At 60.6% G+C, this 14,321-nt stretch carries 11 protein-coding genes; 10 read left to right on the top strand and 1 reads right to left on the bottom strand.

Going from position 1 to position 14,321, the window contains the following annotated elements; all coding sequences use genetic code 11:
* Window positions 1–38: 38 nt before the first annotated feature.
* From bioB to ACM6JM_RS00630, 6 genes are all read left to right on the top strand, one after another.
* Entirely contained in the window at window positions 39–1,094 is a 1,056-nt protein-coding gene (gene bioB / locus ACM6JM_RS00655; protein ID WP_414881150.1) for a biotin synthase BioB, read from the top strand.
* Between the two features lie 68 nt (window positions 1,095–1,162).
* Entirely contained in the window at window positions 1,163–2,341 is a 1,179-nt protein-coding gene (gene bioF, locus ACM6JM_RS00650; protein WP_414881149.1) for an 8-amino-7-oxononanoate synthase, read from the top strand.
* A complete protein-coding gene (locus ACM6JM_RS00645) occupies window positions 2,334–3,065 on the top strand; it encodes an alpha/beta fold hydrolase (protein WP_414881148.1) in 732 nt (243 codons plus the stop codon). The genes bioF and ACM6JM_RS00645 overlap by 8 nt, the downstream gene beginning before the upstream one ends.
* Complete coding sequence (bioC, locus tag ACM6JM_RS00640; RefSeq protein ID WP_414881147.1) at window positions 3,058–3,864, top strand: malonyl-ACP O-methyltransferase BioC; 807 nt, start codon at window positions 3,058–3,060, stop codon at window positions 3,862–3,864. Before ACM6JM_RS00645 ends, bioC begins: the two co-directional genes overlap by 8 nt.
* Window positions 3,861–4,541 (top strand): dethiobiotin synthase, encoded by a 681-nt coding sequence (gene bioD / locus ACM6JM_RS00635; RefSeq protein ID WP_007959854.1) that lies wholly within the window; start codon window positions 3,861–3,863, stop codon window positions 4,539–4,541. Before bioC ends, bioD begins: the two co-directional genes overlap by 4 nt.
* Before the next feature lie 106 nt (window positions 4,542–4,647).
* Entirely contained in the window at window positions 4,648–4,944 is a 297-nt protein-coding gene (locus ACM6JM_RS00630) for a hypothetical protein (protein WP_007959856.1), read from the top strand.
* An 89-nt stretch (window positions 4,945–5,033) separates the two neighbouring features.
* On the opposite strand, the gene ACM6JM_RS00625 is transcribed toward ACM6JM_RS00630, so the two are convergent.
* Window positions 5,034–6,284: a hypothetical protein gene (locus ACM6JM_RS00625; protein ID WP_103385406.1), complete on the bottom strand. Its 1,251-nt coding sequence runs from the start codon at window positions 6,282–6,284 to the stop codon at window positions 5,034–5,036.
* A 315-nt stretch (window positions 6,285–6,599) separates the two neighbouring features.
* On the opposite strand from ACM6JM_RS00625, the gene ACM6JM_RS00620 reads away from it, so the two are divergent.
* From ACM6JM_RS00620 to ACM6JM_RS00605, 4 genes are all read left to right on the top strand, one after another.
* On the top strand, window positions 6,600–8,405 hold the full coding sequence (locus ACM6JM_RS00620) for a phenylacyl-CoA dehydrogenase (RefSeq protein ID WP_074692190.1): 1,806 nt from the start codon (window positions 6,600–6,602) through the stop codon (window positions 8,403–8,405).
* A gap of 261 nt (window positions 8,406–8,666) precedes the next feature.
* Window positions 8,667–10,781: a cytochrome-c peroxidase gene (locus tag ACM6JM_RS00615; RefSeq protein ID WP_210709719.1), complete on the top strand. Its 2,115-nt coding sequence runs from the start codon at window positions 8,667–8,669 to the stop codon at window positions 10,779–10,781.
* 210 nt (window positions 10,782–10,991) lie between these two features.
* A complete protein-coding gene (locus ACM6JM_RS00610) occupies window positions 10,992–12,281 on the top strand; it encodes a GGDEF domain-containing protein (RefSeq protein WP_007959861.1) in 1,290 nt (429 codons plus the stop codon).
* A 90-nt stretch (window positions 12,282–12,371) separates the two neighbouring features.
* Entirely contained in the window at window positions 12,372–14,168 is a 1,797-nt protein-coding gene (locus tag ACM6JM_RS00605; protein ID WP_414881146.1) for an acyl-CoA dehydrogenase C-terminal domain-containing protein, read from the top strand.
* The last annotated feature ends 153 nt before the right edge of the window (window positions 14,169–14,321 follow it).

Here is a 14,321-nt window from a genome sequence, read left to right as displayed (position 1 = left end):
TCCCCAGGCGCCAGCCAAGCATAACCAAGGAAACGCCCATGAGCGCCAGCACCACTGCCACCCTGCGTCACGACTGGACTTTGGCCGAAGTCAAAGCACTCTTCGTTCAGCCATTCAACGACTTGCTGTTCCAGGCGCAGACGGTGCACCGCGCGCATTTCGACGCCAACCGCGTCCAGGTTTCCACCCTGTTGTCGATCAAGACCGGGGCATGTCCGGAAGATTGCAAATATTGTCCGCAGTCCGGTCACTACAACACCGGGCTGGAAAAAGAAAAGCTGATGGAAGTGCAGAAAGTCCTCGAAGAGGCTGCCCGCGCCAAGGCCATTGGTTCGACCCGTTTCTGCATGGGCGCGGCGTGGAAACACCCGTCGGCCAAGGACATGCCTTACGTGCTGAAGATGGTCGAAGGCGTGAAGGCCATGGGCCTGGAAACCTGCATGACCCTCGGTCGTCTCGATCAGGATCAGACCGAAGCGCTGGCCAAGGCCGGGCTCGACTACTACAACCACAACCTCGACACCTCGCCGGAGTTCTACGGCAGCATCATCACCACCCGCACCTATGCCGAGCGTCTGCAGACCCTGGCCTATGTGCGCGATGCGGGGATGAAAATCTGCTCCGGCGGCATTCTCGGCATGGGCGAGTCCCTCGATGACCGCGCCAACCTGCTGATCCAGCTGGCCAACCTGCCGGAGCATCCGGAATCGGTGCCGATCAACATGCTGGTGAAAGTTGCCGGCACGCCGCTGGAAAACGCCGACGACGTCGATCCGTTCGATTTCATCCGCATGCTCGCCGTGGCGCGCATCCTCATGCCGCAATCCCACGTACGCCTGTCCGCCGGCCGCGAAGCGATGAACGAGCAGATGCAGGCCCTGGCGTTCTTCGCCGGCGCCAACTCGATCTTCTACGGCGACAAACTGCTGACCACCGCCAACCCCCAAGCCGACAAGGACATGCAACTGTTCGCACGTCTGGGCATTCAGCCGGAAACCCGCGAAGAGCATGCCGACGAAGTGCATCAGGCTGCCATCGAGCAGGCGCTGGTGGAGCAGAAGAGCAGCGAGCAGTTCTACAACGCGGCGGTCTGATCGCCCGTTCTTCTCAGGCGCTGCCTCGGGCGGCGCCTGCTGATTCATTTGCCACCCGTGAGGCTTGCATGTCTTTCGATCTCGCCGCACGCCTTGCTGCCCGTCGTGCCGAAAATCTCTACCGCCAGCGACCGCTGCTTGAAAGCCCACAAGGGCCGGAAGTGGTGGTCGACGGTCAGCCGTTGCTGGCGTTCTGCAACAACGATTACCTGGGCCTGGCCAATCATCCGCAAGTGATCGAGGCCTGGCGCGCCGGTGCGTCGAAGTGGGGCGTCGGTGGCGGTGCTTCGCATCTGGTGATCGGCCACAGCGGCCCGCATCACGAATTGGAAGAAGCCCTGGCGGATCTCACCGGACGGCCGCGCGCGCTGTTGTTCACTACCGGTTACATGGCCAACCTCGGCGCGGTCACCGCACTGGTCGGGCAGGGCGATACGGTGCTGGAAGACCGGCTCAATCATGCCTCGTTGCTGGATGCCGGATTGTTGTCCGGCGCGCGCTTCAATCGTTATCTGCACAACGACGTCGACAGCCTCGCCAAGCGCCTGGAAAAAGCCACCGGCAATACACTGGTGGTCACTGACGGCGTATTCAGCATGGACGGCGACCTTGCCGATCTGCCGACGCTGGCCCGGGAAACCAAAGCGAAAGGCGCCTGGCTGATGGTCGACGACGCCCACGGTTTCGGTCCGCTGGGGTCGAACGGTGGCGGGATCGTCGAGCATTTCGGTTTGAGCCAGGAGGATGTGCCGGTGCTGGTCGGCACCCTCGGCAAAGCGTTCGGCACGGCGGGTGCGTTCGTCTCGGGCAGTGAAGAGCTGATTGAAAGCCTGATCCAGTTCGCCCGCCCGTACATCTACACCACCAGCCAACCGCCGGCGCTGGCCTGCGCAACCTTGAAAAGTCTGGAACTGCTGCGCAGCGAACACTGGCGTCGCGAGCATTTGCAGACGCTGATCCGCCAGTTCCGCCACGGCGCCGAACAGATCGGCCTGGAACTGATGGAGAGCTTCACGCCGATTCAGCCGATCCTGATCGGCGATGCCGGTCGCGCCGTGCGTCTGTCGCAGATGCTGCGTGAGCGTGGGCTGATGGTCACCGCAATCCGCCCGCCGACCGTGCCTGCCGGCAGCGCGCGGTTGCGGGTGACGCTGACCGCCGCCCACAGCGAGGCGCAGGTGCAGCTATTGTTAGAAGGACTGGCCGATTGCTTTGCGCAACTCAAGTCGGAGCCAAGCCATGCGTGATCGCCTGATTCTGCTACCGGGTTGGGGCCTCGGCGTTTCGCCGCTGGAGCCGCTGGCCGCTGCGTTGCGCGGACTCAACGAACATCTGCAGGTCGATATCGAGCCGTTGCCGGAGCTGGACTCCAGCGATCTGAACGACTGGCTCGACGAGCTCGATGAGCGCATCCCCGAAGATGCCTGGCTCGGCGGCTGGTCGCTGGGTGGCATGCTCGCTTCCGAGCTGGCGGCGCGGCGTGGCGAACATTGCTGCGGCTTGCTGACCCTGGCGAGCAATCCTTCGTTTGTCGCCCATGAACAATGGCCGAGCGCGATGCCCGGCGAGACCTTGGATGCGTTTCTGGCCGGCTGCAGCGCCGATCCGCGCACGACCCTCAAGCGATTCTCGCTGCTGTGCGCCCAGGGCGCGCAAGACGCGCGCGGCTTGTCGCGGCTGTTGCTCGGCGGCGCGCCGAACACTTCGTCGGCCGCTTTGATGGCCGGTCTGGAATTGTTGGCGCAGATCGATACACGCGAAGCCTTGCAGGCATTTCGCGGCCCGCAACTGCATTTGTTTGGCGGGCTGGACGGGCTGGTGCCGGCGGAGGCCGCGGGCGAGTTGTTCGCGTTGCTGGCGGATGTCGAGGTCGGTCTGATCGAGCAGGCCAGCCATGCGTTTCTTCTGGAAGACCCCCACGGTGTGGCGGGTGCGATCCAGGCGTTTTTGAGTGAGTGCGGTGATGACTGATTTGTCTGTTGCGGCGTTGCCCGGCGGCTTGCCTGACAAGCGCCAGGTCGCAGCTTCTTTTTCTCGCGCAGCGGCCAGCTATGACAGCGTCGCCGAGTTGCAGCGCGATGTCGGTACGCAGTTGATGAATCGCTTGCCGGTGGATTTTCTGCCGTCACGCTGGCTGGATCTCGGCTGCGGCACCGGGTATTTCACCCGGGCGCTGGCCGAGCGATTTGGTGAGGGGCTGGCGCTGGATATCGCCGAGGGCATGCTCAATCACGCGCGGCCGTTGGGTGGGGCCATGCACTTTATTGCTGGCGATGCCGAACGTTTGCCGTTACAGGATTCGACCTGCGATCTGATCTTCTCCAGCCTCGCCGTGCAGTGGTGCGCGGACTTCGAAGCGGTGCTCGGCGAAGCGTTTCGGGTGCTGAAACCGGGGGGGATTTTCGCGTTTGCTAGTCTTTGTGTAGGGACGCTGTACGAATTGCGAGACAGCTGGCGTCAGGTCGATGGTCTGGTGCACGTCAACCGCTTCCGCGAATTCGCCCGCTATGAGCAATTGTGCGCGGCCAGTGGTTTGCGCGGTGTTTGTCTGGAGAACCGGCCGCATGTGCTGCATTACCCGGATGTGCGCAGCCTGACCCACGAACTCAAGGCACTGGGCGCGCATAACCTGAACCCTGGCCGGCCGGGTGGATTGACCGGGCGGGCGCGGATTCTGGGGCTGGTCGAGGCTTACGAGCAGTTCCGTCAGCCTCAAGGGCTGCCAGCGACCTATCAGGTGGTCTACGCCGTGTTGGAGAAACCCTTATGAGCGCAGCCTATTTCATCACCGGAACCGACACTGACGTCGGCAAGACCACCGTCGCCGCCGGGTTGCTGCACGCTGCGCGGTCGGCGGGGCTGAGTACGGCGGCGGGCAAACCGGTGGCGTCCGGTTGTGTGGTGACGCCCAGAGGTTTGCGCAATTCCGATGCGCTGGCGTTGCAGGCCGAATGCTCGTTGCCGCTGACCTATCAACAGGTCAACCCGGTGGCGTTTGAGCCGGCCATCGCGCCGCATCTGGCAGCGCGCGAAGCGGGCGTGGCACTGACCGTGCAATCGTTGCTGGCGCCGATGCGCGAGATTCTGGCCATGAACGCCGACTTCACGTTGATCGAAGGCGCGGGCGGCTGGCGGGTGCCGTTGGCGGATCAGGACAATCTGTCGGATCTGGCGATTGCGCTGAAGCTGCCGGTGATTCTGGTGGTCGGTGTGCGCCTGGGTTGCATCAGCCATGCGTTGCTGACGGCCGAGGCGATTGCCCGGGACGGGCTGCAACTGGCGGGGTGGGTGGCGAACATCATTGATCCGAAGACGTCGCGGCTGGAGGAAAACCTGGCGACACTTGCCGAGCGGATTCCGGCGCCGTGCCTGGGGCGGGTGCCGAAGCTCAAGGCGGTCAGCGCCGAAGCGGTCGCCGATCACTTGCAACTGGATCTGCTCGACTGATTTTGGCTATGACAAGGCACTGTGCCATTAGTGTTTTTGACGGGTGTTTTTCTGACGCCTCTGGTTCAATGGCACCCATTGATCCTTCCCAAGGATGAGAGCTCCCATGGAAATCTCCGGAAACACAGCTTTTTATGCAGGTCTGAGCACCATTCAGACCGGGCAGAACCGCGTCGATCAGGCCGCCAGTCAGATCGCCAGCAGCACCATCGAGCGTTCGGTTACCAGCCAGTCTTCGGAAGTACAGGTCGATCGTCTGCGTTCCGTGGATCGCGCCCAGCAATCGGACCTGGCGAGCAACATGGTCGAAATGGCCCAAGGCAAGTTTCAGGCGGAACTGGGCGTGAAAGTCGCCAAGGCTTCCGATGAAATGCTCGGTACGATCATCGATACGTTTGCCTGATCGTTTGACTTGGCGACATATCGATATCCCTTCATGCTTAAGTTCAATAGCTGCGCCCATTGAGCGTACGAGCGTGGCAGAAAAAGGTATCAGGCGCCCAAGCGGCCCCATATTCTTGGAAAGCGAGTGCTGTGATTATTCCCGGAACTCCCTGAAATGATAACTCGCCCTCCCGGTTGGATCGTCACATCAGTACAGGTACCGATACTGTATCCGCTCCAGAAATTCTCTCTTACTCCGTTTTTGCTAATCCGCTCGTAAACTTCCATTAACGTGCCTGCGAGGTTACCGCTGCCCACGGCCACGATTTTGCCATTCGGATCTATCCCGATCGAGTAAAAGTCCATGGCATCCATTGAGCCAGAAATTAGCAGAGGTACCCCCTTATTGAAGTTTTCATCAATGCTGCCGTCTTTTTCGAGTCTGGCAAGTAGACCCCTGTTGTTCCCGTCAGAGCCCTTCGCATAGCCGGCGATGATGATTTTGTCATCATCCTGGATAGCAACCCGAGAGACGATATCGGCCCAGACAAGCTCCTGAATCTGCGATTCGGTTCCTCGTTCGCCGGCCACTACGACATCGGTATAGCCTGCCTGGCCAAAGGTATAGTCCAGAATGCCCTCATCCGTGTAACGAGCCACGGTGCGTGTCCTCTGTTGTTGATCGACGTATCTCCAGCTACCTGCCACGATAATGCTGCCATTGCCTTGGATCTGGACATTGTTGGCATAACTGTCGAGTCCGTGGAGCCTGATATCGATGAATCCGCTGCCACCGCCAAAACTCTTGTCAGTCTCGCCATCAGCTTGCAGACAAAAAAGCCTGCTCAAAGGGCCTGACGGAAGTGTGTAGGTCGCTGCAATAAGTATCTTCTGACCTTTTTGCAGGCAGCCATCTGCAAACTTGTAGGGTGACCGTGAAGGGGTTGCACCTTCTGGACCAGTAGTAATGACTCTGCGGCCGAACACCAAATCGGGACTACCGCTGGGGTTGAAAAGGGTGACAGCGGGTCTCACGGCGTCGGCTTTCAGCGACTCCCCGATGACCAGAATTTTTCCATCTTCCTGGAGCAATACACGCTGCGGCGTGGATTGGTCGCCATCTTCGAAGTTCCAGGTCCTCTCCTCGAATGAGTCATCTTTAGTGCCGTCGACGAGGTAACGCGACAGGCGAAACCGGTCGCTGATATGTGAGACAACAACCAGTTTGCCGTCTTTATCGGAGATGGTTGAGTTTGCTGTACCTCTTTCGTCGATCTCGATGCGGCCTTCGGTTCCGAAGGTAAGGTCGAGATTACCGGGAGCGTGAGTGTGATTGTTATCACCAGCCTTGATTTCCATTTTGTTCTCCTACTGAAAGATTTCCTCAGGCCACCATGTCTAGAGAGGTGTCCGCGATAGTCAGTACACAGGTTTTGGAACGATTTTTATCCTGTAAAAACTGACAGTCCGACATTCTTTCGGAGCCAATAAATATGCTTTTGAGGCCGATGGCGGGTAGTTTCATCCGGACGAAGGCTTTACGCCTGACGAACGGCAAAAGGGCGACGCTTGACAAGATTTCGGAGTAAACGTATGTTTCAAACAACTGTTTGACCGTCACAACAAATCAACGCGGTCTTTCATTCCCGGTTACATCAGCAGAGGTTTATCGCTATGCCTGACTACAAGGCCCCCTTGCGTGATATTCGCTTCGTTCGTGACGAACTGCTCGGCTACGAAGCGCACTATCAGAGCCTTCCAGCGTGCGCAGAGGCAACGCCGGACATGGTTGACGCCATTCTCGAAGAGGGCGCCAAGTTTTGTGAGCAGGTGCTGGCACCGCTGAACCGCGTGGGTGACACCGAAGGCTGCACCTGGAGCGAGTCCGGCGTGAAAACCCCGACCGGCTTCAAAGAGGCCTACAAGCAATTCGTGGAAGGCGGCTGGCCGAGCCTGGCCCATGACGTCGAGCATGGCGGTCAGGGCCTGCCTGAGTCGCTGGGTCTGGCAGTCAGCGAGATGGTCGGCGAAGCCAACTGGTCGTGGGGCATGTACCCGGGCCTGTCGCACGGCGCGATGAACACGATCTCCGAGCACGGTACTCCAGAGCAGCAAGAAGCCTATCTGACCAAACTGGTCTCCGGCGAATGGACCGGCACCATGTGCCTGACCGAACCGCACTGTGGCACCGACCTGGGCATGCTGCGCACCAAGGCCGAACCTCAGGCCGACGGTTCCTACAAAGTTTCCGGCACCAAGATCTTTATCTCGGCCGGTGAACACGACATGGCCGATAACATCGTCCACATCGTGCTGGCCCGCCTGCCGGACGCACCGGCCGGCACCAAGGGCATCTCGCTGTTCATCGTTCCCAAGTTCCTGCCGAACGCCGACGGCACCGTCGGTGCACGCAACGCCGTGACCTGCGGTTCGATCGAACACAAGATGGGCATCCACGGCAACGCGACCTGCGTGATGAACTTCGACGGCGCGACCGGTTTCCTGATCGGCCCGGCGAACAAAGGCCTGAACTGCATGTTCACCTTCATGAACACCGCACGTCTGGGTACCGCGCTGCAAGGTCTGGCTCACGCCGAAATCGGCTTCCAGGGCGGCCTGAAATACGCTCGCGATCGCCTGCAAATGCGTTCCCTGACTGGCCCGAAAGCGCCGGACAAGGCCGCTGACCCGATCATCGTTCACCCAGACGTACGCCGCATGCTGTTGACCATGAAGGCATTCGCCGAAGGCAACCGTGCGATGGTGTACTTCACGGCCAAACAGGTCGACATCGTCAAATACGGCGTGGACGAAGAAGAGAAGAAGAAAGCCGACGCACTGCTGGCCTTCATGACTCCGATCGCCAAAGCGTTCATGACCGAAGTCGGTTTCGAATCCGCCAACCACGGCGTGCAGATCTACGGTGGCCACGGCTTCATCGCCGAGTGGGGCATGGAGCAGAACGTTCGCGACAGCCGCATCTCGATGCTGTACGAAGGCACCACCGGCATCCAGGCACTCGACCTGCTGGGCCGTAAAGTGCTGATGACTCAAGGCGAGGCTCTCAAAGGCTTCACCAAGATCGTCCACAAGTTCTGCCAGAACAACGAAGGCAACGAAGCCGTCAAAGAATTCGTCGCACCGCTGGCTGCACTGAACAAAGAGTGGGGCGAGCTGACCATGAAGGTCGGTATGGCCGCCATGAAAGATCGCGAAGAAGTCGGCGCGGCCTCCGTGGACTACCTGATGTACTCCGGTTACGCCTGCCTGGCCTATTTCTGGGCTGACATGGCGCGTCTGGCCGCTGAAAAACTGGCTGCCGGCACCACCGACGAGGCGTTCTACACCGCCAAGCTGCAAACCGCGCGCTTCTACTTCCAGCGCATCCTGCCGCGTACCCGTACGCACGTGGCCACCATGCTGTCGGGCGCCAACAACCTGATGGACATGAAAGAAGAAGATTTCGCACTGGGCTACTAAGCCTTAACGCGGTCCTTCAAAAAACCGCTGCTCCCTCGGGGGCAGCGGTTTTTTTGTGCCCGGATTTCCCCAATCCCGGGGCTGATTCCCCAGCATTGATGAAGCCACTCCTTAGCCGAACCCCCTGCGCTTATTGATTCAAAATGTTTCCAGAAGAGTGGCCAATTAATTGCACTGCCCGATTTACCGGTGCTAACCAGAACTGCCTGCTCAAAGAAGCAAGACGCCCGGCACTTAACAACAACAGTCAGGGTGAAGCCTATGAACATCAGTCGACTCGCTCGTTTGACCTTCTGGTTACCCGTTGCGCTGGCAGTCCACAGCGCATGGGCTGCCGACCCCGCCGTGGTCGATCCTCCCGTGCCGGAGGTGCCTTCGTTGCAATCGTTGCGCGGGATGGTGCCCCCCGATCCGTCCGGGACCGAAGGCGGACGCAAGGTCGACCTTATGACCGACTACGTGCTCAACCGTCAGGCTGCGATCCTGCTGGGCAAGGCGTTGTTCTGGGACATGGAGATCGGCAGTGATGGCTCCACGGCCTGCGCGTCCTGCCACTACCACGCCGGCGTCGACCACCGCATCACCAACCAGCTCAACCCCGGCCAGGCGCACACCAACGCCAACGTCGCGTCGATCTTCAACAAACCGTTTGTGGCGTCGGACATTCCCGGTGACGTGGCGTCCTACGCGACCTTGTCCGGCGGCAAGGGCGGCCCGAACTACACGCTGAAGAAAACCGACTTCCCGACCCACGTGCTGAGCAATCCTCTGGAGCGCAACTCGCCCATCGTGTACTCGACGGACGATGTGGTCGGCTCGCAAGGCGTGTTTGACGCCAACTTCGTCAAACCCAATCAGGCGCGTTTCGACAAATGTACTCAGCAGCCGGACGGTATTTTCCAGGTCGGTGGCATCAACGTACGTCGCAGCACCGGACGCAACGCGCCGTCGGTAATCAACGCCGCGTTCAACGTGCGCAACTTCTGGGACGGTCGGGCCAACAACGTGTTCAACGGCTTCTCGCCGTTCGGCAATCGCGACCCGGATGCCGGGATCTACGTGACCAGCGAACGCAGCACGGTCGCCACCAAAGTGCGGCTGGCGCTCAATGACGCGTCAGCTGCCTCGCAAGCCGTCGGCCCGCCCGGCAGCCCGGTGGAAATGTCCTGCGGTGGCCGCACCTTTGCCGACATTGGCCGCAGGATGCTCGACACGTTGATGCTCAAGCAGCAGCGGATCTCGTCCACGGATTCGGTACTGGCTCCGGTGTCTGGCGCACGGCGACCGACCTATCGCGAGCTGATCAAGAACGCCTTCCAGCCCCGGCTGTGGAATGCCACGCAAAACGTTCTGGTGGGCGGTGCGCCGTACACCCAGATGGAGGCCAACTTCCCGCTGTTCTTCGGCCTGGCGATCCAGATGTATGAGGCGACGCTGGTGTCCGATCAGGCGCCGATCGATGCCTACCTGCAAGGCGATCACACCGCGATGAACGCGCAACAGGTCGAAGGCATGAACCTGTTTCTCGGCAAAGGCAAATGCGTCAATTGCCACGGCGGGCCGGAGCTGACCAACGCCGCCAGCCGCCTGCTGATGCATCCGCGCGAACGCATCGAGCGGATGGTGATGGCCGACAACCTGACCACTCTTTACGACAACGGCTTCTACAACACCGGTGTGCGCCCGACCTCGGAAGACCTGGCCCTCGGCGGCGCGGATGCCTGGGGCAATCCATGGTCGTTCACCCGGCAGTACAACAGTGTGTTGCAGGGCGGCCGCTCGGTCGATCCGCTGGACGTCGATGTCTGCACGTTCGAAGCGCCATTGAGTGCGGCGATTCCGTGCGATGCGACGCTCAAGCCGAACGTCGGTTTCCGCGATTCGGTCGACGGCGCGTTCAAGACGCCGACCCTGCGCAACATCGCCCTGACCGGCCCGTACTTCCACAACGGCAGTCGCTCGACGCTCAAGCAGGTGATGGAGTTCTACAACCGTGGCGGTGACCGGCGCGGCGAAGACGCCAACAACACCAGCGGCTTCGAGCATCCGGCGGTGAACCAGCACAACACCTCCAACCTCGACCCGGACATGACGGCGCTGAACCTGACGCCCGATGAAATCGACGCGCTGGTGAAATTCATGGAGGTCGGCCTGACCGATCCGCGCGTGGCCTGGGAGCGCGCACCGTTCGATCATCCGTCGCTGGTGATTCCGCAGGGCCACATCGGCGATGAAAATGCCGTGACCCAGCGTCCGGCCAGTCCGAAAGTCACGACCCGTCAGGCGATGGACGCATCGCTCTATCTCAAGCCTTACGGTGCTGAAGGCCGGCCGGCGGCAGAGGGGCCATTGCAGCCGTTCTACAACGATCTCTGAGCAGAAAAACACACCATGGCCATCAAGAATGATGGCCATGGTGGCCGTCTAGCGGCCGTTGCGCAAAAAACCTTACTGAATCCCTCAGCAACCGCCGATTTCGGCCGTTAAAGAGACAGCCTGTGATCTGGATCACATTATGTGTGCTTAACTGGCCACATTGCAGGCACAATGCCATCTCTTTGCCATGACGGGTCGGAGCTTTTACCCTTGCCGCGTTCTTCCGCTGTACGTTTCAGTCATTTCCTGCCTTCACTGCTGTTGTTGCTCGCGGGGTTGGCGGCTGCGTACGTCAAAGACCTCAACGTGTTCTTCACCTCGCTGTTTAACGTGTTGCCGACCTTGGTGCTGCTGTTGGGCGGTTCGTACTGTGCGGTTTACCGACGCCAGCGCGAGCTGTTTCTGATGGTCACGGTGTACATCGCCTACTTCCTGCTCGATACCCAGACCGACTATTACCGCGACAACGGCAAGGTGCGTGAAGACGCGGCCGTGGTGTTCCACCTGGTCTGTCTGCTATTGCCGCTGTTGTTCGGACTATTCGCCGCATGGCAGGAACGCACGCATCTGTTTCAGGACATGGTCGCGCGCTTTGCCGTGTTGCTGGCGTTTGGCAGCGTGGCGCTGGGGCTTGAGCAAAGTTATCCGCAGGCGTTGCTGATGTGGCTTTCCGAGATCCGCTGGCCGGCGCTGCACGGCGCGTGGATGAGCCTGATTCAGTTGTCGTATCCGGTGTTCATCTCGGCGTTCCTGCTGCTGGCCTGGCAATACTGGCGCAACCCGCGGCCGCTGCACGCGGCGCAACTGGTGGGGTTGCTCGGGGTGTTCTGGATGCTGCCGAAAACCTTCATCCTGCCGTTCACCCTGAACATCATGTGCAGCCAGGTCATGCTGATGATTGCGGCGGCGGTGGCGCACGAGGCTTATCAAATGGCCTTCCGCGACGAGCTCACCGGCCTGCCCGGCCGCCGCGCACTCAACGAGCGCATGCAGCGTCTGGGGCGCAACTATGTGCTGGCGATGAGCGACGTCGATCACTTCAAGAAATTCAACGACACCCACGGTCACGACGTGGGGGATCAGGTCTTGCGCCTGGTCGCCAGCAAACTGTCCAAAATCAGCGGCGGCGGTAGGGCGTATCGCTACGGCGGTGAGGAATTCGCCCTGGTGTTTGCGGGCAAAACCCTTGAAGAGTGCATGCCGCATCTGGAAGTCATCCGCGAGTCGATTGCGTCTTACAACATTCAGCTGCGCAATCAGGAAAGTCGCCCGCAGGATGATCAGCAGGGCCGCCAGCGGCGTTCGGGTTCGGGCGCGTCCAGTGTGTCGGTCACGGTCAGCATCGGCGTGGCCGAACGTCTGGAACAGCGCACCCCGGAAGAAGTGTTGAAATCCGCCGACCAGGCGCTCTACAGCGCCAAGGGCGCGGGGCGAAACTGCGTGATGGCGTTCGGTCAGAACCGCCGTGGCGCGGTGCGCATGGACAACGCCGCAGGTTGAGTGATGACGGCGCATTCAGCGTCTGGACAGTGATTGTGGGGCAGGGTGGCCGGCAGTAGGTTGAAGCAATCTGCTGAAGGAGAAGCCACCATGCCCGAGTACAAAGCACCCCTGCGCGACATGCGCTTTCTGATCGACCACGTCTTTGACTTCCACACTCAGTACGCGGCCCTCGGCGCCCACGACGCCAGCCCGGACATGATCAACGCGATCCTCGACGAGGGAGCGAAGTTCTGTGAGAACGTGCTGGCACCGCTCAATCGCAGCGGCGACGAAGAGGGCTGCCATTTCGACAACGGCGTGGTAACAACGCCTACAGGCTTCAAGCAAGCCTTCGCACAATACGTGGAAGGCGGCTGGCACGGTCTGGCGGCAGATCCGACCTACGGCGGCCAGGGCCTGCCAAGCTCGCTGGGGCTGGTGATCAGCGAAATGGTCGCCTCCAGCAACACTTCGTGGGGCATGTACCCGGGCCTGACCCACGGCGCCATGTCGGCGATCCATGCCCACGGCACCGAGGAACAGAAAAACACCTATCTGCGCAAACTCACCGCCGGCCAGTGGACCGGCACCATGTGCCTGACCGAAGCCCATTGCGGCACCGACCTGGGCATCATCAAGACCCGCGCGGTGCCGCAGGCCGACGGCAGTTATGCGGTGACCGGCAGCAAGATTTTCATCTCCGCCGGCGAGCACGACATGAGTGACAACATCATTCATCTGGTGCTGGCCAAACTGCCGGACGCACCGGCCGGGACCAAGGGCATTTCGCTGTTCATCGTGCCGAAATTTCTCCCGGACGCCTCCGGTGAGGCGGGTGAGCGCAACGGCGTTTCCTGCGGCTCGATCGAGCACAAGATGGGCATCAAGGCCTCGGCCACCTGCGTGCTGAACTTCGACGACGCCAAAGGCTTCCTGATCGGCGAGCCGAACAAAGGCCTGAACTGCATGTTCACCATGATGAACCACGCGCGCCTCGGCACGGGAATGCAGGGCCTGTGTCTGGGCGAAGCGAGTTTTCAGGGCGCAATCAAATACGCCAACGACCGCTTGCAGATGCGTGCCTTGACCGGCGCCAAAGCTCCGGACAAACCGGCCGACCCGATCATCGTCCACCCGGACGTGCGACGCATGCTGCTGACCATGAAAGCCTTCAACGAAGGCAACCGCGCGCTGACCTATTTCACCGCGCAAATGCTCGATGTCGCGCACCTGAGCCCGGACGCCGAGGCGCGTCAGGAAGCTGAAGACCTGTTGGCGTTCCTGACCCCGATCTGCAAGGCGTTCATGACCGACACCGGCCTTGAGGTGACCAACCACGGCATGCAGGTGTTCGGTGGCCACGGATTTATCCGCGAGTGGGGCATGGAACAACTGGTTCGTGATTGCCGCATCGCGCCGATCTACGAGGGCACAAACGGCATTCAGGCGCTGGATCTGCTCGGGCGCAAGGTGCTGGGCAGCCAGGGCAAGCTGCTGCGCAACTTCACCAAAATCGTCCACAAGTTCTGCGCCGCCAACGCCGGGAATGCGCAGTTGGGCGGGTTTGTCGCGCAGCTTGATGGTCTCAATCAGCAGTGGGGCGAGCTGACCATGAAGGTCGGTATGGCCGCGATGAAAAATCCGGATGAAGTCGGCGCCGCGTCGGTGGATTACCTGATGTACAGCGGTTACATCGTTCTCGGCTATCTGTGGCTGCGCATGGCGCTGGTCGCTCAGGCGCAGCTGGAGGCGGGCGAGGGGGATGGCGATTTCTGCCAGGGCAAACTGGCGACGTGCGAGTTTTACTTCAAGCGTCTGTTGCCGCGCACCGCGGCACATCGTTCGGCGATCGAGGCGGGCAGCGATTGCCTGATGAAGCTGCCGGCCCAGTTGTTCGCGCTGTAACGCGTGCCTGTTAAACAAAAGAGCCCGCTGATTGCGGGCTTCTTTATGGTGAGTGGCTGGTGACTAAAAATAACAAAACAGTCACTGCCTGACCCTATGTGTCGCAAAAGTTGTTGGGTTACACTCCAGCTCAACGAAAACATCCTTCCACGA

It is taken from the genome of Pseudomonas sp. IT-P2 (genome assembly GCF_949767575.1).
Taxonomy (GTDB): domain Bacteria; phylum Pseudomonadota; class Gammaproteobacteria; order Pseudomonadales; family Pseudomonadaceae; genus Aquipseudomonas; species Aquipseudomonas pharyngis.
Note: the sequence above shows the minus strand (reverse complement) of the source record. Positions and strands in the feature narration are given on the sequence as shown.

Excerpts from the sequence above, each read along its gene's own strand:
- bioB (WP_414881150.1), top strand. The coding sequence starts at position 39 with ATGAGCGCCAGCACCACTGCCACCCTGCGTCACGACTGGACTTTGGCC.
- bioF (WP_414881149.1), top strand. The coding sequence starts at position 1,163 with ATGTCTTTCGATCTCGCCGCACGCCTTGCTGCCCGTCGTGCCGAAAAT.
- ACM6JM_RS00645 (WP_414881148.1), top strand. The coding sequence starts at position 2,334 with ATGCGTGATCGCCTGATTCTGCTACCGGGTTGGGGCCTCGGCGTTTCG.
- bioC (WP_414881147.1), top strand. The coding sequence starts at position 3,058 with ATGACTGATTTGTCTGTTGCGGCGTTGCCCGGCGGCTTGCCTGACAAG.
- bioD (WP_007959854.1), top strand. The coding sequence starts at position 3,861 with ATGAGCGCAGCCTATTTCATCACCGGAACCGACACTGACGTCGGCAAG.
- ACM6JM_RS00630 (WP_007959856.1), top strand. The coding sequence starts at position 4,648 with ATGGAAATCTCCGGAAACACAGCTTTTTATGCAGGTCTGAGCACCATT.
- ACM6JM_RS00625 (WP_103385406.1), bottom strand. The coding sequence starts at position 6,284 with ATGGAAATCAAGGCTGGTGATAACAATCACACTCACGCTCCCGGTAAT.
- ACM6JM_RS00620 (WP_074692190.1), top strand. The coding sequence starts at position 6,600 with ATGCCTGACTACAAGGCCCCCTTGCGTGATATTCGCTTCGTTCGTGAC.
- ACM6JM_RS00615 (WP_210709719.1), top strand. The coding sequence starts at position 8,667 with ATGAACATCAGTCGACTCGCTCGTTTGACCTTCTGGTTACCCGTTGCG.
- ACM6JM_RS00605 (WP_414881146.1), top strand. The coding sequence starts at position 12,372 with ATGCCCGAGTACAAAGCACCCCTGCGCGACATGCGCTTTCTGATCGAC.